The organism is Lewinella sp. IMCC34191 (assembly GCF_003390935.1).
In the GTDB taxonomy this organism is placed as follows: Bacteria; Bacteroidota; Bacteroidia; order Chitinophagales; family Saprospiraceae; genus Neolewinella.
Genome location: NZ_QNQZ01000001.1, coordinates 550,146 through 567,024 on the forward strand (window position 1 = coordinate 550,146; position 16,879 = coordinate 567,024).

General features: G+C 56.7%; 13 protein-coding genes. 5 read left to right on the top strand and 8 right to left on the bottom strand.

Features of this window, described 5'->3' with window-relative positions; translation table 11 throughout:
• The first annotated feature begins 52 nt into the window (after positions 1-52).
• Complete coding sequence (locus tag DRW39_RS02140) at positions 53-1,372, top strand: serine hydrolase (RefSeq protein WP_116105333.1); 1,320 nt, start codon at positions 53-55, stop codon at positions 1,370-1,372.
• A 220-nt stretch (positions 1,373-1,592) separates the two neighbouring features.
• Here DRW39_RS02140 and DRW39_RS02145 read toward each other — a convergent pair whose 3' ends face one another.
• On the bottom strand, positions 1,593-2,312 hold the full coding sequence (locus DRW39_RS02145) for an SDR family oxidoreductase (RefSeq protein WP_116105334.1): 720 nt from the start codon (positions 2,310-2,312) through the stop codon (positions 1,593-1,595).
• Positions 2,313-2,387: 75 nt separating this feature from the next.
• Between DRW39_RS02145 and DRW39_RS02150 the strand changes: the two genes are divergently transcribed.
• Both DRW39_RS02150 and DRW39_RS02155 read left to right on the top strand, forming a co-directional pair.
• Complete coding sequence (locus DRW39_RS02150; RefSeq protein WP_198664756.1) at positions 2,388-3,188, top strand: patatin-like phospholipase family protein; 801 nt, start codon at positions 2,388-2,390, stop codon at positions 3,186-3,188.
• A gap of 3 nt (positions 3,189-3,191) precedes the next feature.
• Positions 3,192-4,718 (top strand): GH3 auxin-responsive promoter family protein, encoded by a 1,527-nt coding sequence (locus DRW39_RS02155; RefSeq protein ID WP_116105336.1) that lies wholly within the window; start codon positions 3,192-3,194, stop codon positions 4,716-4,718.
• Positions 4,719-4,729: 11 nt separating this feature from the next.
• Here DRW39_RS02155 and DRW39_RS02160 read toward each other — a convergent pair whose 3' ends face one another.
• The 3 genes from DRW39_RS02160 to DRW39_RS02170 form a co-directional block, all read right to left on the bottom strand.
• Entirely contained in the window at positions 4,730-6,097 is a 1,368-nt protein-coding gene (locus tag DRW39_RS02160) for a hypothetical protein (RefSeq protein WP_198664757.1), read from the bottom strand.
• Positions 6,098-6,368: 271 nt separating this feature from the next.
• Positions 6,369-6,893, bottom strand: coding sequence for an AAA family ATPase (locus tag DRW39_RS02165; RefSeq protein ID WP_116105338.1), 525 nt, complete (start codon positions 6,891-6,893; stop codon positions 6,369-6,371).
• Positions 6,894-7,850 carry an SPFH domain-containing protein gene (locus DRW39_RS02170; protein ID WP_116105339.1) on the bottom strand — a complete coding sequence of 319 codons (957 nt, stop codon included), beginning with the start codon at positions 7,848-7,850 and terminating at the stop codon, positions 6,894-6,896.
• A 409-nt stretch (positions 7,851-8,259) separates the two neighbouring features.
• Here DRW39_RS02170 and DRW39_RS02175 point away from each other — a divergent pair, with 409 nt between their 5' ends.
• On the top strand, positions 8,260-9,660 hold the full coding sequence (locus DRW39_RS02175; protein WP_116105340.1) for a hypothetical protein: 1,401 nt from the start codon (positions 8,260-8,262) through the stop codon (positions 9,658-9,660).
• Here the strand turns inward: DRW39_RS02175 and lon are convergent.
• Positions 9,626-12,043: an endopeptidase La gene (gene lon, locus DRW39_RS02180; protein WP_198664758.1), complete on the bottom strand. Its 2,418-nt coding sequence runs from the start codon at positions 12,041-12,043 to the stop codon at positions 9,626-9,628. The genes DRW39_RS02175 and lon overlap by 35 nt on opposite strands.
• A 78-nt stretch (positions 12,044-12,121) precedes the next feature.
• Here lon and DRW39_RS02185 point away from each other — a divergent pair, with 78 nt between their 5' ends.
• A complete protein-coding gene (locus DRW39_RS02185) occupies positions 12,122-12,892 on the top strand; it encodes an SDR family oxidoreductase (protein ID WP_116105341.1) in 771 nt (256 codons plus the stop codon).
• Here DRW39_RS02185 and DRW39_RS02190 read toward each other — a convergent pair.
• The 3 genes from DRW39_RS02190 to DRW39_RS02200 all read right to left on the bottom strand — a co-directional run bounded on the left by DRW39_RS02190 (position 12,886) and on the right by DRW39_RS02200 (position 16,810).
• The gene (locus tag DRW39_RS02190; RefSeq protein WP_116105342.1) at positions 12,886-14,397 is read right to left on the bottom strand and encodes an NAD(P)H-hydrate dehydratase; all 1,512 of its coding nucleotides are present in this window, start codon (positions 14,395-14,397) and stop codon (positions 12,886-12,888) included. The genes DRW39_RS02185 and DRW39_RS02190 overlap by 7 nt on opposite strands.
• Positions 14,398-14,408: 11 nt before the next feature.
• Positions 14,409-15,449, bottom strand: a complete 1,041-nt coding sequence (locus DRW39_RS02195; protein ID WP_116105343.1) for an MlaD family protein — start codon at positions 15,447-15,449, stop codon at positions 14,409-14,411.
• A gap of 98 nt (positions 15,450-15,547) precedes the next feature.
• Positions 15,548-16,810, bottom strand: coding sequence for a sigma-54 interaction domain-containing protein (locus DRW39_RS02200; RefSeq protein ID WP_116105810.1), 1,263 nt, complete (start codon positions 16,808-16,810; stop codon positions 15,548-15,550).
• Between the last annotated feature and the right edge of the window lie 69 nt (positions 16,811-16,879).

The following is a 16,879-nucleotide window of genomic DNA, read 5'->3' on the forward strand; positions in this document are numbered from 1 at the left end:
CAAATGCTTGCCGCAGGCGATTTAAACGTATTAGCTTTTTTATACCCGCCTTATGACCGCATCCTCCGTTCGGATTACCTTGTTTCTCGCCGTTTTAATCGCCATCGTTTACCCCTGGCAGCCCGCCGGTTCTTACCCCATCGCGAGTTTTGCCGATACGGGCATCGAACGCCTGTTGCGTCTGGAGCGCATGGATAGCACGCGCCTTATGCGTACGCTGCCCTATGGAGCCCGCCATGGCCTGGAATACATCCGTCTGAACCTGATGGAAGATCCGGTCATTGACTTGCCCGAGGTGGACCCCGAGCTGCAGGAAGAGATCAGCCAGATCTTTCCCAATATGCACCCGTCATACTCCGTGGCGGTGTTCGATATGTCCCCGGGGCGGCCCCACCGCTACGCCGAACGCAACCCGACTGCCGGTTATCAACCCGGTAGCGTAGGCAAGCTCGCCGTAGCGACCGCCTTTTTCTGCGAGCTGCAAAATTTATACCCGGACAGCATCCAGAAACGCTGGGATCTCATGGAGGAAAAGGTCGTACAGGCCGGCCCCTTCGGCGTATACGATCATCATACCATCCCGCTATTCGATCCGGAAACCGAGCGGTACGCCCGCAAGCGGGTCGACCAGAACGATCGCTTCAACCTGTATCAATGGGTGGATCACATGCTCTCGGTCAGTAATAACGGTGCGGCCAGTATCGTGTGGCGGGAGGCCCTGCTCATGCGTGTCTTCGGACAGGACTACAAGGATCTATCCTACGATGAAATGATGGACTATTTCCGGACCACCGATCGCGGCACCCTGCGTGACCTGGGAGAGGACATCGTCAACGGGCCCCTCCGCGATATGGGCATCGACGGGGACGCCTGGCGACTCGGTACCATGTTTACCCGCGGTGCGAGCGCCATCGTACCTCCGAAGGGCGGCAGCCTCGGAACGGTCCGCGGACTGATGAAATGGCTCACCGCTCTGGAGTCGGGTAGGGTAGCGGACCCCGCCAGTAGCCTCGAACTTAAGCGACTGATGTACATGACCGACCGCCGCATCCGCTACGCCCACGCCCCGGTGTTGGACTCCGCGGCTGTCTACTTCAAGTCGGGAAGCCTTTACGGCTGCAAGCCGGGAACGAGCTGCGCCAAATATAAGGGCAACCGCATGAACTACATGAACTCCGTGGCCATCATCGAGCAGCCGGACGGTACCCGCTACCTGGTTGCCCTGATGTCCAACGTCCTGGGCCGGAACTCCGCCTACGACCACCAGGTACTGGCCACGCGTATCGATAAGGTGGTACGCCGTACCCAAGCAGCGGACCCCAGTGAATCCATCGGTACGGGGGAGGATGCCGGGGAAAGTGGGAATGATTAGTACGGTAGTGTTTAGTCGGTTGGCTTCGCCATCCGGGGTAGTACGGTAGTAGCGCCGTGGGGTTGCTGTCGGTAGGGGCATGCCGTTCGTCGGAATACCATTTGCCCGTAGCGGTAAATGCTATTCCGACTAACGGCGCACGTCGCGACTACGTGAGTACCCCGCGGGCGAAGCCGGCGACTACCGTACTACTCCATTGGCGCGGCCAATGACTACCCTACTAAGACTTCGGTACCGCAGGCCGGACCTCCACTTTGCTGGGTAGCGTCCGGGCGGGCATCTTCAGCAGATCGACCACGAGTTGGCCGAGGTCTTCGATCTGGATCTTCCAGGCATCACTGTCGTCGGGTTCGTTGCCGTTGAAGTGGGTGGCGACCGAGCCGGGCATGATGGTGGTACACTTGACTTCCTGCTTCCGTACGTCGAGCATGACGGCCTGGGTGAAGCCGACAACACCGAATTTACTGGCGTTATAGGCTGCTCCGCCGGCGAAGAAGTTCGTGCCGGCCAGGCTGGCAATCGTGAAGAAGTAACCTTTGCTGGCGATGAGCTCGTCGACCGATGCCTTGATCGTGTTGAATGTACCCGTCAGGTTGATGTCGATTACTTCGTTCCACTGCTCGGGCGTCATTTCCTGGATGGAGGTGAAGTGGCCGACGCCGGCGTTGGCAACCACGATGTCAAGACCCCCGTATTCCTTGGTGGCGGTTTCCACGGCTTTTTTCTGACTGTTCAGGTCGCGAACGTCCGCTTCCACGCCGGTGCATTTTCCGGGATGACCCAGTCCGTTGAGCTGATCGGCGGCTTTGGTAGCCGATTCCTGGCTGCGGCTGGTGATGACGACGTTGGCGCCGTTGGCCATTAACTTTTCGGCGATTCCGTAGCCGATTCCTTTGCTGCCGCCGGTTACGTAGGCGGTCTTTTTACTGAGATTTTCCATACCTCCTGCAACGTGGGCTATTCCTAAAGGTTGGGCGCTAAACCCCGGCCGGGGATGGAGTGTCTCTATGCATGGATGAGCAAGCTAACCATCGGAATAACGCTTTCGGGCGGCGGGGCGCGGGGCGCGGCGCATATCGGAGCGCTACGGGCTTTGCTTGAAGCCGACATCATTCCCACCAAGGTCGTCGGCGTCAGTGCGGGAGCGCTGGTCGGAGCGCTGTACTGCGCGGGAGTTTCGCCGGACGATATGCTGGACTTCGCTCTGAAATCCTCTCTGTTCCGTTTTTATAAACTGGGCGTTCCCCTGACCGGGCTTACCAGTAGCGATTACTTGCAAGAGCGGTTAGCTACCGTGATCCCCGACAATAGCTTTGAAAACCTGAAGTACCCCTTCTACGTCGGCGTCACCAACCTGAACACCGGGCAGTTGGAATGCCATGACAAAGGCCCGCTGCATGAATTGGTCGCGGCAAGCTGTGGCATTCCCTTTCTCTTCCGTCCCGTAGTCATTGACGGAGCGCAATACGTGGATGGCGGTGTAATCGAGAACATGCCGGTCAAACCGCTGCTTAATCAGGCGGACTTCATCATTGGCAGCAACCTGATGCCCTACGAAAACCTGAAGGCTGCGGATGTAAAAACCGTGGTCGGTATCGTCTGGCGGTGCTTCGACCTGAGTATTATGGCCAATACGCTTCCCTCCGCGGAGCTTTGTGACGTGGTGCTGGAACCCAGTACCCTCAACGATTACCATATCTTTAACCTGAACCGGCTGTCGGATCTACACGACGTTGGCTATGAACACACCCGAAAACGCCTGCCGCACATTCAGCGCTCACTGGAAAGCAAGCGCGAACTGCTGGAAATTCTTTAGGTCATGCTCCGCGTTGTAAACACCCTATTCAAGACCTACCTGGGCAGGTACCGGAAGGAGATCCGCTCGCACTATGAGGAGCCGCTGGCGCTGCAAGCGGAGACCCTGCGGCATATCCTGCGATCCAATCAATCGACTCCCTTCGGGCGCGAACACCAATTTGACCAGATCCTGCGCGATCTTCAGAGCTTTCCCCACCGGGTACCGGTACGGAATTATGACGATCATGCCCCCTACATCGAGCGTATACTGCTCGGGGAACTGACCACCCTGACGGCCGACCCCGCAGCCTGGATTGCGACAACTAGCGGCACGACCGGCTCGGTGAAGTACTTGCCGGTGCCCCAGAGCGCGGTGCGGGAAATTCACTTAAAGGGAAGCTGGCTGAGCCTGGCAATCCTGTACGACAAAGACGAGTCCGTTCAGGTGTTTAGCCATAAGAACCTGTTGATCGGCGGGGCATTCCAGGGCGTCCACCAGCCGTCCGGACTGCCGAAGGCGGACATTAGTGCCATCATCATCAAGAGCATTCCGCGGGTCATGCGGCCGTTCTATATCCCCGACATCGATCTGGCTACCGCACCCAGCTACGAAGACAAGATCGAGAAGATCGCTCACCTGGCCGCCCATGAACCGGGCATCACCATCCTGGGCGGGGTTCCCACCTGGAACCTGCCACTGTATCGCCGAATCCTGGAAATTCACGGTGGGGACAATATGCTTGACGTCTGGCCCGAAGCGGCAGCCTTCAAGCACGGCGGGGTCAATTTTGAGCCCTACCGCGCCCAGTTCGAACGGCTGTTTCCAAAACCAGGCTTCATCTTCCAGGAAATTTACAATGCCACCGAAGGCTTCTTCGCCGTACAGGACCGGGACGAGCTACGCACCATGCTGCTTCTGCTGACCACGGGCATCTACTACGAGTTTATTCCCTGGGAAGCCTACCAGCGTGGCGAAATGGCGGCCGTTGATCTGTCCGGCGTCAAGACGGATACGGCCTACGTCATGCTGATAACGACGGTAGCGGGACTATACCGTTACCCGATGGGTGACCTCATTGAATTTACGGAGACCGATCCATTTCGCATTCGCATCCTCGGTCGCACGCAGGAATTCATTAATGCCTTTGGCGAAGACCTTTTGCGGTCGGAGGCCGAAAGCGCGCTGATGGAGGCCTGCGAGACGGCATCCGCTATCGTGCGCGACTTCACGGTGGCACCGGAGTATATCGAGGTAGGCAAAAAGGGGCGCCACCACTGGCTGATCGAATTCGAGCGACCGCCGGAGGACATGGAGCTTTTTAACCAGACGCTGGATCGCGCGCTTCGGGATAAGAATAACAATTACGCTGCCAAGCGGTCCAACGATTTTGCCATCACGCGACACGAACTCACCGTGCTGCCCGCGGGCTTTTTTCGGGAGTGGCTACGGGATAAAGGGAAGCTGGGGGGGCAGCACAAGGTACCTCGCCTGGCGAACCACCGTCGATTTGTCGAGGATATCCTGGCCAGATTGCCGCGCGATTCCTGAAGAAAGCCTTTCTAAGGATCACATTTCAGCAGGTAAACGTCCAGTCCGGTTACCGATGCTTCAGAAGGTTTGCGGATGTAGCCCTTGTTCGACAGCGTCGTGTCGATCTCCGTACTGCCAACCTTGGAATGCCAGTCGGCGTACCAGGTCTGCAAAATGTATCGCGTCGTATCGGTGGAAATTGCATTGCAGGGTGGAAGATCACGGAAGTCAACGAAAGTCAGCTTTTGCTCTTCGTGCTTGAAGCCCAGGATGTATGGACTGATCATACGCGTAACCCGCGTGCCATACACGACAGCAGGGCCTTGAAGCCGGGGTAAAGCCGCTTCGTAACGTGCCTTTACCTTATCGTACTCGAGGGTTTTACTATAAGTCGCGATCTGATATGCGGGATAGAGCAACGCGATGCAAATACTAATCACGCCCATCTCAAACCACGGTGATTTCTTGTGCAGACCAAATGACTCAACCACGCTGGCTACGGAAAGCGCGCTGCACAAACTCAGGATCGGACCGAATAGCATGATATGCCGGGGGTCGGTACAGACCGGATTGTAGGAATTGAAAGAGATCGTCATGAAGTTGATGGAGAGAAAGACCATTATGGCGATTACCGGCAGGATCGCTTCCCTGCTGCGCAGCCTACGACGGATCAAGAGGTAAGTCAGGAACAGGATCGCAATGACAAGGTGAACCACCATTCGGGAATCGACCAGCATAGCCCAGTAGCCGGTGGTCAATCGCTCGATTAAATGGCTCAAAGGCAAGATGTCGTAGCTGCACTCATTCAAATAGCGATGAGCTTCAATCACTTGAAACCGTGCTAGCGCCGACCCGAAAAAAACGTAGCAAGCCACCAGGTAGGCTAGAAGGAGAGCGGTGTTGACCCCGATGAAGGTGAACCAGAACGTTTTGGACCTACCGCGCCACAAGTCCAGCAGCAAAAGGAGTATAAATACCGGAGCTAACAGGATGACCGAACCCTTACAGTTATACGCGAGAAACAGCAGCAGAGCGGCAAGCGCGGCATTGCGGATAGGAGAAGCGCCATGCCACCGGTGATTCAGGTAAGCCACTAAAGCTCCCAGAGACAAGGCGCTGACCAGGATGTCAGCCATTATTTTGTCCGAGTAGAAGGTGTTCCATCGCATGCCGAAGTAGGCCGAGATAGCCAGCGCCAGCACCCACCAGGCTTGATAGCGGAGGGCTCGATAAAAGAGCCAGGCGATGCAGAATGATGCCGTCATCGCCGGAATAGCGGAAGCCCAGTCATTCACCCCAAAGAGTCGGTAACAAGCCGCGAGCAGCGTTATCGGAATGATGCGGTAAGTGAATGGATGCGTCCAGTCGGCTTTACCATGAAGCAGGTCATAGCCCATCTGTGCGTACGTCATATCGTCCGCTCCAAAATGCCCGTAGAAGTAAAAGGCATGGAGAACTACGAGAGCTACCGCTACTAAAGCTAGAAGGAGATATTTCGCCACGGAGCGGACGCGTTTATTGGGGTATATGGGCTATGTCAGCAACCGTTCAGCCGCTGCATAGCGACATTGGATACATCCGGTAGACTAATCGAAGGTTACGTGCAAAACTAAAAAACCCTTGCGCAGCACGGGTTATCTTTCGCATGTAGTCCGGGGAAATATATAGCTAAGTGATCCCATCAGGGGCTCCTGAGCGCCTTGAATAGTCGATCACAATGGACAAGGCACGTTCGAGACGGTGTTTCTCGTCGATGATGATGGCGTTGGGCAGTATTGACCGATACCTATGAAAAAGAGCTTCGCGTTCTTCACGGCTACGGGATTCGCGCAGCTGATCATGCGCCCAGGGAATATCGGGCGCGCAGAGCAGCGTAAGATCGTAACTGCTGTCGTGAAATGCATTCAGTACGAATGGATCGCAACCTCCATACTTTACCTCCGACCAGACCCGAATAACCTCGGCGCCGGTATCACACAGTACGAACGATGAGTTTAGGGCAACAGCCTGACGCTCGGCGCTCAGTTGTTGCGCGAGAATCCGGGGAAGATCCTCAGCCGTATAGTGACCACCCCGAGCGTGTAAATAGCTTCGTGCTTGCTCCTCTACGTATATACCGTCCAGAACCCAGGCGAGTCCCCGTGCTAGCGTGGACTTGCCGGCTGATTCCGGGCCGGTGACCAGTATCTTCAATTACCGCTCCAGTTCGATTTTCTTACGCTTCTTCTCTGCCTTCAGTTTTTCGCTCTGTTCCTTCATGTCTTCGCCCATCTGTTGGCTGGCCATGAAGCTGGCGGTCATATTGGCGAGCATATCCGATCCGGCGGTGGGCGCGTTCGGAAGCATGATCAGGTTGGAGTTGACGTTTTCGCCCATGCTCTGCAGGGTATCGTAGTGCTGGGTAACGACGATGAGCGCGGATGCCTCCTGGCTATTGATGCCAACGCTGTTTAGAATGTCGACGGACTCTTCCAGACCCTTCGCTATCTCGCGACGCTGGTCGGCAATACCCTGACCCTGCAGGCGCTTGGATTCGGCTTCGGCACGGGCTTTGGCGACGATGCGGATGCGGTCGGCTTCGCCTTCATACTCCGCGGCGAGTTTCTCCCGCTCGGCGGCATTGATGCGGTTCATGGCAACCTTGACGGTGGCATCCGGGTCGATATCGGTAACCAGTGCCCGAACGATATTATATCCGTAGCTATTCATGGCGTCCTGCAGCTCCAACTTAATGGCATTGGCGATGTCGTCCTTGCGTTCGAACACATCGTCCAGCTTCATCTTGGGGACCTCGGCGCGGACCACGTCGAAGATGTAGGAGTTGATCTGCTCGTAGGGGTTATCCAGTTTGTAGAAAGCATCGTAGACGCTTTCCGGCCCGACGGCGAACTGGACGCCCACCTTCAGCTTGACGAAAACATTGTCTTTAGTCTTCGTCTCCACGTTGACGTCGAGCTGCTGAACCTTGAGGCTGACCTTTCCGGCGACATTATCGATGAAGGGTAACTTGAAGTGAAAGCCGGACCCCCGTACGGAGGTAAATCGCCCCAGGCGCTCGAGAACCGCCGCGTTCTGCTGGCGAACGGTGAAAAAGCTACCCGTGACGATCAGGAGAGCCAGTATTAAAATAACGATAAGTGCGATAGACATGAGACCGAATTTATGGAAAGATAACGTTATGGATGCATTGCAGTTGCGAATTGTTACACTCACCGCCTGCTCCGCAAGGCCGCAGCGGTTGCGTTCGATTGGGGGAATGGCGACTTTTTGGCAAATTTCCGGCCGTTGGCAGGGCTTATACCTGCGCTCCGCCGCAGAAATCTTCTATTAGGAAGTGGGCGGCGGAGCGCAGGTTATATACAGCCGATCGGGAGCGGGGCCGGTGATTCCTATTCAAACATTATTAGGCAAACCACTTTACCTTCGATCAACCGACGCTAAGCCGCTCATTTTCCCTATCTTCGCCCCACAAGCGCGCTCACGGGAGCCGCCGGACCCTGGTAATGCCTTAAATGGCACTACCGGGTTTTCTTTTACTAAGCTAAGCTAAACGACCGTCATGTACGAACTGAACGATACCTATAAAGCCCACCTCGATTCGATCGCCGAGGCAATTCAGGCCAGCCCCACGCTCGCCCAGTACCTGGAAGAAGAGGAAGATGAATACTACGAAGCGCTGAAGGCGGAGTTTGAACCCCAACTGGAGGCGGCCCACGAGCAGATCAACCATTATTCCCCCTTTGAGATCGAATCATTCGAGCGCTACCTGCTGGACGACCGCTTCGAGGGCCTGTTCCTGCCCCGCGTTCTGGGGTACAGCGTGCTGCGGCCGCAAATCAACGAGCTCTTTTTCTACTCGCGGCAGAACGATCACTTCGGGCAAATCCTTTCGTACATCGCCGGCAACGTCAATTTCGATCAACTGCGCAGCCGTATCGGCCAGGCCGTGCAGGTCGGCTTCGCGCTGAGTAGTGACATCTACGTTACCGGTCTCATTGACGAGATCCCCACCAAGCGGGTACGGCAATTTCTGCTGACCCAGAAGGCGGACAACGCTCGTACGGCGGATGGCCGCAAGCAAATATTTCAGCGCTATCAACGGCAATTCCGTAGTCGGAACTACCACTACGCCCCCTTCCCGCTCGCCGAGAACGAACTCATTTCCCACACCGACCATATGGTAGATTTTCTGCTATACCGTGTCAGCAAGGAGGAGATGAATAACGATGCCCTGCCCGGGCCGCTGTACGACATGGCTACCAACGAAGCGTTCGCCGGTCGTAAGGAACTCATCGAGCCCATCGTAATCTACGCGGCATATCTGAGTCCGGAGGGCGATGCCCAGCAGGCCATCAAGGATGTATTGACCCGTGAGCGGAAGGCGGAACCGAAGCGCGTCAATGATCAGGTAATGGCCTTTATGCTACGCCTGAAGAACGATCCTACGATCACGTTCGGCCAACTTGAGGAGCTGAACCTGGGTGAGATTGTCGAGCGGGACATCGACGACGACCTCACCGCCTACTTCAACCTGACGGACAAAATCCATAACGACGGCTACACCGAGCCCGAAGTGCAGGAAGCGGTACAGGAGGAGGTGCTCAAGCAGGAAGGGCTTAGCGAGTTCAATGAGAACATCCGGCAGTCCGTTCTGGCCTACTTCGACACCTTCGCGGCCAGCCTCGGCACCGATGATTACAACGAGTGGTTCGCCCTCACCGGAAAGCAGTTTCCGATTTACATGAAGATCTTCGCCAACGAGCAGTTCAACCAGGAGCTTCGCCAGCTGGCCATCCGGTATACCAAGCGCCTCATCAAAGTGCACACCAATAAACGCGGCAAGGACTACCGCGACATCAAGAAGACGACCGTTGCAACCTGGACGGACTACAACTTCATGACCGAGAAGCAGCTGAAGGAGTTCTTCAAGACACCACGGAAACGGAAGAAGACGGCGTAGTTTCCAGCGCTACCTCGAGGACCTGGTCGAAGGTCTTGACGAAGTGAGCGGTTAGTCCCTCCCGCAGGTATTCGTCCAGGTCCTCGTAGTCGCGTCGGTTCTCCTCCGGGAAGATGAGGGTATCTATACCTACACGGCGGGCGCCAATGGTTTTTTCTTTCACGCCGCCAATTGGAAGTACCCGACCGGTAAGGGTGAGTTCACCCGTCATGGCCAGGCTGTCCCGTGTGGGTTGGTCCGTAGCCAGTGTGTAAAGTGCCAAAGCCATCGTGATGCCCGCGCTCGGCCCATCCTTAGGGGTGGCTCCGGCGGGGACATGCAGGTGGATATGGTGCTTATCGAAGAAGTCGGATCCTTCCTTGCTCAAGATCGATCGCACGTAGCTCAGTGCGATCTGAGCACTTTCCTTCATAACATCCCCGAGTTGACCGGTGAGGCGGAAACCGGCATTCTCCGCCGGAATTCCCGTGGCCTCAATGTAGAGAGTAGCCCCACCCAGGGCGGTGTAAGCCAGGCCGAGGACAACGCCCGGTATAGTCCGCTCGTATAACTTTTCGGTGTTAAAGCGCGGACGCCCCAGCATTTCGTTGATGGTGTCCGGTGTAACCTGGAAGGTGTGCTGATCGGTTTCCGCCTGCTTCAGAACGAGCTTCCGGATGATCTTGCGAAGCTGCTTTTCCAAGTTCCGGACGCCGGCTTCCCGGGCGTAGCGGTCGACAAGGAAATTGAGGGCCTCTTGCGTGAAAGTAACTTCATCGGTAGCGAACCCGTGATCCTTGAGTTGGCGGGGAATCAGGTACTGCTGCGCGATTTTGATTTTCTCCTCCTTGATGTAACCACTGAGGCGGATAATTTCCATCCGGTCGAGTAGCGGACCGGGGATGCTATCCAGCTGGTTAGCCGTAGTGAGGAAGAGCACGTTCGACAGATCGTAAGGAACGTCGAGGTAGTGATCGACGAAGGAATCATTCTGCTCCGGATCCAGCACTTCCAGGAGGGCGGAGGCGGGGTCACCCTGTCCGCTGCCCAGTTTGTCTATCTCATCGATCAGGATCACGGGATTGCTGCTCTTGGCGCGGTCGATGGCCTGAATCAGTTTACCTGGCATGGCCCCTATATAGGTGCGGCGGTGCCCCTTAATTTCGGCTTCGTCGCGCATACCGCCCACGCTAAAGCGGTAAAACTCCCGGCCCAGGGCCTTGGCTATACTCTGGCCGATGCTGGTCTTACCTACGCCCGGAGGGCCCACGAGGCAGATGATGCTGCCGGCGACGGAATCGCGCTTAATAATGGTCGCCAGAAACTCGAGGATGTTATCCTTCACATCTTCCAGGCCGTAATGATCGGCATCCAGGATGCGGCGGGCCTCGGCGATGTCATTCGTATCCGGGCTGAAAATGCCCCAGGGCAGGCTGGCCAGGGTTTCCAGGTAGGTGCGGGTTACGTTGAACTCCGGACTCTGGGTATTCAGGGTGCGCAGCTTATTCATTTCCCGATCGAATACCTCGCGGACCGTTTCGGGCATTTCCTTCCCTTCGAGCATAGTCATGATACGCTCCGAAATGGAGTCGCCGTCATCCTGCTCCTCCCCGAGTTCGCGGCGAATGGCCGAGAGTTGTTCCCGAAGGAAATACTCTTTTTGCTTGGCGTTCACGCCTTCCTCGATCTGCTTATTGATACGGGACTGAATCTTCGCGACCTGGAGCTCGTCCTTAATAATGTTGAGCAGCATCTTGGCCCGCTCGGAGATATCCCATAGATCCAGCAGTTCCTGTAGTTTTTCCTTTTCGGAACTGACCAGGTTACTGATTACGTCGATGGTCTGCCCCGGTTTATCGTAGTTAAGCTGCGTGACCACCATATTGACCTGCTCCTGAAACAACGGGTTAAGCGCGAGCAGGCTCTTGATATCCGAGCTGATGGCTAGCATGTACGCTTTGAGTTCAGCGTCGGGCTTGACCTGCGGCTGATTGTCGTACTCCACCCGCCAGCGTAGACTGGGCTCGGTCTGGACGACCCGTTGCTTGCGGAAGCGCTTGATCGTTCGACCGAGCACCTGCATCCCGTTCGGACCCATCGGCATGGCCTTGATAATCTGGTATACGGTACCGACTTCGTAGTAGGTTGACTCCCGGTAATCGTCGTCGTCGCTTTCGCGCTCCAGGACCGCGCCGATGAAGCCGTCGTGCTGTTCGACGGCAATTTTAATAGCCATCAGTTTATCCTGGCCCGAAAAGGTCATGGGTAGGGCGGTGCCGGGAAAGATCGGGCGCTGGGAAAGGGGGAGAATAGTTAATAGCTGGGGCAAACTCGGGTCGATTAATTGCATCGAACCGTCGGGCATCAGGTCGTTTAAGTCGTTGTGGTCAATTCCGTCTTGCAAGGGGGGCTTCTTTTTAGCTTTCGGTACATTACTAAGGCCCGGAAGGATTTGTTCGGCGGAAGCTTACCTTGGTCGGTGATGACAAAAACCATATTTATCACGGGTGCGGCCGGTGGTTTCGGCCGAGCCTGCGCGCAATTATTCGCCCGCCACGGGTATTACCTAGGACTCTTCGATCTGGACGAGCGGGGGCTGACCGAGATGGCGGATCAATACGGCCCGGAGGTTTGCTGCACGCGTAGACTGGACGTGACCGATCCCGAAGACTGTCAAGGTGCGGTAGCTTTCTTTGGAGAACGAACCGACGGCCGTATGGACGTGCTGCTCAACAACGCCGGGATTATGGGCGTGGGCGAATTCGAGTCGCGCGCACTAGCGGAGGAACACCGCATCGTGGACGTCAATCTCCGGGGTACAATGAACGTCGCTTACCACGCGCACCCTTTATTGCGCGACACTCCCGGCGCTCGCTTGATCAATCTCGGTAGTGCGTCCGCCCTGCACGGCAATCCCGAATTGGTCGCCTACAGCCTGACGAAGCGAGCGGTCAACAGCTTTACGGAAAGCCTGGATATTGGATGGGCAAAGGATGACATTCGAGTGTGCGATATCAATCCGATGTACGCACGCACCAATATGATGGCTACGAACCGGGAGTTTTTGCGGAAGCTACCCGAGCGCGACATCCGGCTTACAGCCGAGGATGTGGCCGAAGCTATTTACGCCAGCTTAGACAGTAATCAAGTCCATCATTACGTTGGAGCGGATACGAAAGTGTACGCCATGGCCGGGAAGGTGTTCCCGTTTTGGCTACGGCGGTGGGTACTACGCAGGGTGATCGGCTACTGACGACCCTTTTTCAATTTACCGAAGGCCCGCCCCAGGTGGCTGACGACGTCCTCGGCCAACAGACTTTCCTGCTGTAACTCGCGGGCGGCAATGTCTCCCGACAGGCCATGCAGAAACACGCCCAGGCGGGCGGCATCGACGGAAGCATATCCCTGTGCCAGCAGGCCGGTAATGATGCCGGTCAGGGCATCTCCCGTGCCCCCGGTACCCATCCCCGGGTTCCCGGTTGTATTGAAGTAAAGCTGTCCGCTCGGGTCGGCAATGGTCGTATAGCCGGTCTTAAGGAGTATAACGAGACCGAGTTCCCGTGCTTTCGCCCGCTGGAGTTTCCATCGATCGAAGTCATTCTCCGTTTTGCCAAAGAGGCGCTCGAATTCCTTCGGGTGGGGGGTCAGGACACTCGATTTCGGTAGACGCGCTATCCAATCCGGATTCTCGCCTAATATATTCAGCGCGTCGGCATCGACCACGAGTGGACCGTCGCGGTCCTCAATCAATCGGAATAGTCCGTCTTGCGTAGCGGAATCCTTCCCTATACCGGGGCCGATGGCCACCGCGTCATAGTCGGAAACGCCTTCGGCGGAAGTGAAATGGTACCGGTGATCGTCAACGATGCACATCGCTTCGGGTAGCCCGATCTGCATGATCTCATAACCCACGCGGGGAATGTGGGCCGTGACCAATCCGGCGCCCGCCCGTAGCAGGGCACGGGCGGAGATGATGGCGGCCCCCATTTTGCCGTAACTGCCGGCAATCAGGAGCGCATGCCCGAAGGTGCCCTTGTGGTCGTTGGCGCTACGTTCCCGCAGTAAGGGTCGCACGAGGGCGCGGCTAAGCATGATATTGGGGACCTCGCCATCGGTAGCCTCGGCCGGCCGGGCCAGCCGAAAGCGTACGAGTTCCCAGTGGCCCAGGAATTCGGTATTTGATGGAGCAAACAGACACAGTTTAGGGTAGCCGAGACTTAGCGTCCGGTGGGCCCTGATAATCGCTCCCTCGGAGGGGCGGTCCGCATACAATCCGCTGGGCAGGTCGACGGCTACTCGCGTCACGGGCTGTTCATTCACATGCTCGACGAGCCTGCCCCAGTAGCCTTCGATCGGCCGACTAAGGCCCGTGCCAAATAGGGCATCCAAGACCAGGCTGTGGCGGCGGAAAGTCGGTAATGCGTCGCCTTCGCTAAGGGTGCGGATGTGCACCCCGATATCCCGGGCGCGGCGGCGATTAGTAAGGTTATCATCCGATCCGGATGCTATTTCGGCCCACATCACGCTGACGGTGTACGCCTCAAAGCGCAAGAGACGGGCGATGACAAGTCCGTCACCCCCATTATTGCCTGGGCCACAGAGGACCACGATTTCTCGGTCCTTGTCAGGATAGAGCTGCATAAACCGCTTCGCCCATGCCGTGGCGGCCCGCTCCATCAGTTCCAGGCTGGTGATACCGTCCTGCTCTATGGTGGCGGCATCCAGCTGGCGATGCTCTTCGGCGGTCAGTATGCGCATATAGGGTAGGCTTATTCGTCCTCGTTGGCGGCTTCGTCTTTGCGGTCGAACTTGAGGACGCGACGGCGACTCTTGAAGGGAACGTAACGATATGGACGCTCCTGTAGGTCAGTGAATAGTGTGTCCGCCGCCAGGGTAGCGTCGTTCAACTGATTGTACACCTCGTCGCTGGTCAGTAATTTGCCCAGGGTTCCCTGGCCATTCTGTACGTCGGCGATCACCGAACTGACGCCGCCGATAGCCCTATCGGCCTCATCCAAGGTATTGCGGAGGCTGGCAATAGTAGTATTAAATTCCTCGATCGATTGATCGAGCTCCAGCCCGCTCAGGTTCTCAGTCAGCGAGTCCGCATTCTGCAGGATGCTGGCGATGGATTCTTCATTTTCCGTAAGGGTCCGGCTAAGACTGGCCAGATTGCCGAAGGTTTCCTCGATCTCCCGGCTGTTGGCGGCCAGGATACGATCCAGCCGGTTGCTGGTCCCCTTCAGGTTTTCCATCGTTACGGCCAGGTCGCGGGAGGCCCGGGCGATGGGGTTATTGCTGTCTTCACTGAAAAGCGTCCACTGCAGGCTGTCGACGGCTTCGCCGATCTGCGCCTTTACGCCTTCGGCTGGGTCGGCATCGGGGTCCGTGCCCAGGAAGGACGCGAGAATTCCCTTGGTGGCTCCGTTGAGGTACGTTTCGCTTTCGGCGCAGTCTCCGTCGCCGAAGCATGGGCGGTCATATTGAAGCACGACCGCCTTTTCGCCCAGCAGGCTGACCGTGGTGATATAGGCTTGCGTGCTCTCGGGAATGTTGACGTTCTTTTTTACTTCCAGGGTGACCACGACCTGCTTTTTCTGCTGGTCGAGTTGGATGGCCTTGACCGATCCGATGTTCACCCCGCTGATCTGGACCGGCGTGCCTACCGTGAGGCCGGCTACGTCAGTGTATTCCACGTAGAAAACCTGGGATGATGAAAAGAGATTGCTCCCCTGGATAAACTTGAAACCCCAAAAGGCCAGTAGTATAGCCACTAAGGCCAGGATTCCAATTTTGACTTCGTTACGCATAAGGGATTGGGGTGTAGAGAATTTGCTGCATAAGCCTACTAGTGATACGGGACTGTAACGCCATCGTATCGACTTAGGTTTGCGTCGCGCCGGGGGGCTTAGTCCTCGATTTCGTACTCCTTGATCTTCCGGTACAGTGTCCGCTCACTGATACCCAATTCATTAGAGGCTTCCTTGCGTCTGCCGTTGTGTTTTTTCAGCGCTTTACGGATCAGCTCCCGCTCGGCATTGGCAAGGCTAAGGTCTTCCTCCACGATTTCACTCCGCTCGTACTCCCGTTGCAGGCTGCTGTCCACGATGATCGGATCCTCCGGGGCGGAACGGAAATGATTTACCTCGCCACCGGCCCGCCGGTCGATCTCGTCCGCAGCGTCGGGATAGGCGCCGGGTAGCTGTAATGACCTGATCTTTCCCATGTCGGGCACCCGTAGATCGTTGTTGCGGATCAGTTCGAAGATCAATCCCTTGAGGTCGTTCAGGTCGCTCTTCATGTCGAAGAGCACTTTGTACAGGATCTCCCGCTCCTGCATGCCGTTGGCATCGCCATTCTGGGTGGTGGCCGGTAAGTGGCGTTCCCGCAGTTTCGGCATCATGGTCATGAGATCCACCCCGGTCAGCTCCCGCTTCTCGGCGAGAATGCTCAGTTGCTCGGCCACGTTCTTAAGTTCGCGAATGTTACCCGGCCACTGGTAGTTCTCGAGGAGCCAGCGGGCTTCTTCGTCGATCTGGATCGGTTCGAAACCTTGTTGCTCGGCGAAGTTGTTGGCGAAGTGCCGGAAAAGCAGGTAAATATCCTCCGGTCGCTCCCGTAAGCTGGGCAATTCGATGTTGACCGTCGCCAGCCGGTAGAAGAGGTCCTCGCGGAACTTGCCCTTTTGGATGCGCTCGTCGAGCTTCCTATTGGTGGCGGCTACGATACGGACATCGGTACGCTGTACGGTGCTGGACCCCACGCGAATGAACTCGCCGCTCTCCAGCACGCGAAGTAAATAGGTCTGGGTATCCAGGGGCATTTCCCCGATCTCGTCGAGAAAGATGGTGCCGCCGTCGTAAGTTTCGAAGTATCCTTTGCGGTCGCCGGAAGCATTGGTAAAGGCGCCCTTTACGTGACCGAACAGTTCGCTATTGATCGTTCCCTCGGGGATGGCCCCGCAGTTGATAGCGATGAACTTCTCGTGCTTGCGCGGGCTGTTGTCGTGAATGATTCGGCTGAAGACTTCCTTTCCTACCCCCGACTCCCCGGTGATGAGAATGGACAGATCGGTCGGGGCGACCCGAAGGGCGGTGTTGAGGGCATTCTCAAGCGCGGGGGAGCGACCGACGATGCCGTAGCGGCGTTTGGTGGCGGGAATATTGGCCATGTGTACATTAAAAAGTGTCGTCCGTTGCATGTACCGGACGGGAGGGGGGATGTTCGGGCAAAGATTGAT

Bases quoted from the DNA above. Each gene is read 5' to 3' on its own strand.
- DRW39_RS02140 (WP_116105333.1), top strand. From the start codon at position 53: ATGACCGCATCCTCCGTTCGGATTACCTTGTTTCTCGCCGTTTTAATC.
- DRW39_RS02145 (WP_116105334.1), bottom strand. From the start codon at position 2,312: ATGGAAAATCTCAGTAAAAAGACCGCCTACGTAACCGGCGGCAGCAAA.
- DRW39_RS02150 (WP_198664756.1), top strand. From the start codon at position 2,388: ATGAGCAAGCTAACCATCGGAATAACGCTTTCGGGCGGCGGGGCGCGG.
- DRW39_RS02155 (WP_116105336.1), top strand. From the start codon at position 3,192: ATGCTCCGCGTTGTAAACACCCTATTCAAGACCTACCTGGGCAGGTAC.
- DRW39_RS02160 (WP_198664757.1), bottom strand. From the start codon at position 6,097: ATGGGCTATGACCTGCTTCATGGTAAAGCCGACTGGACGCATCCATTC.
- DRW39_RS02170 (WP_116105339.1), bottom strand. From the start codon at position 7,850: ATGTCTATCGCACTTATCGTTATTTTAATACTGGCTCTCCTGATCGTC.
- DRW39_RS02175 (WP_116105340.1), top strand. From the start codon at position 8,260: ATGTACGAACTGAACGATACCTATAAAGCCCACCTCGATTCGATCGCC.
- DRW39_RS02185 (WP_116105341.1), top strand. From the start codon at position 12,122: ATGACAAAAACCATATTTATCACGGGTGCGGCCGGTGGTTTCGGCCGA.
- DRW39_RS02190 (WP_116105342.1), bottom strand. From the start codon at position 14,397: ATGCGCATACTGACCGCCGAAGAGCATCGCCAGCTGGATGCCGCCACC.
- DRW39_RS02195 (WP_116105343.1), bottom strand. From the start codon at position 15,449: ATGCGTAACGAAGTCAAAATTGGAATCCTGGCCTTAGTGGCTATACTA.
- DRW39_RS02200 (WP_116105810.1), bottom strand. From the start codon at position 16,810: ATGGCCAATATTCCCGCCACCAAACGCCGCTACGGCATCGTCGGTCGC.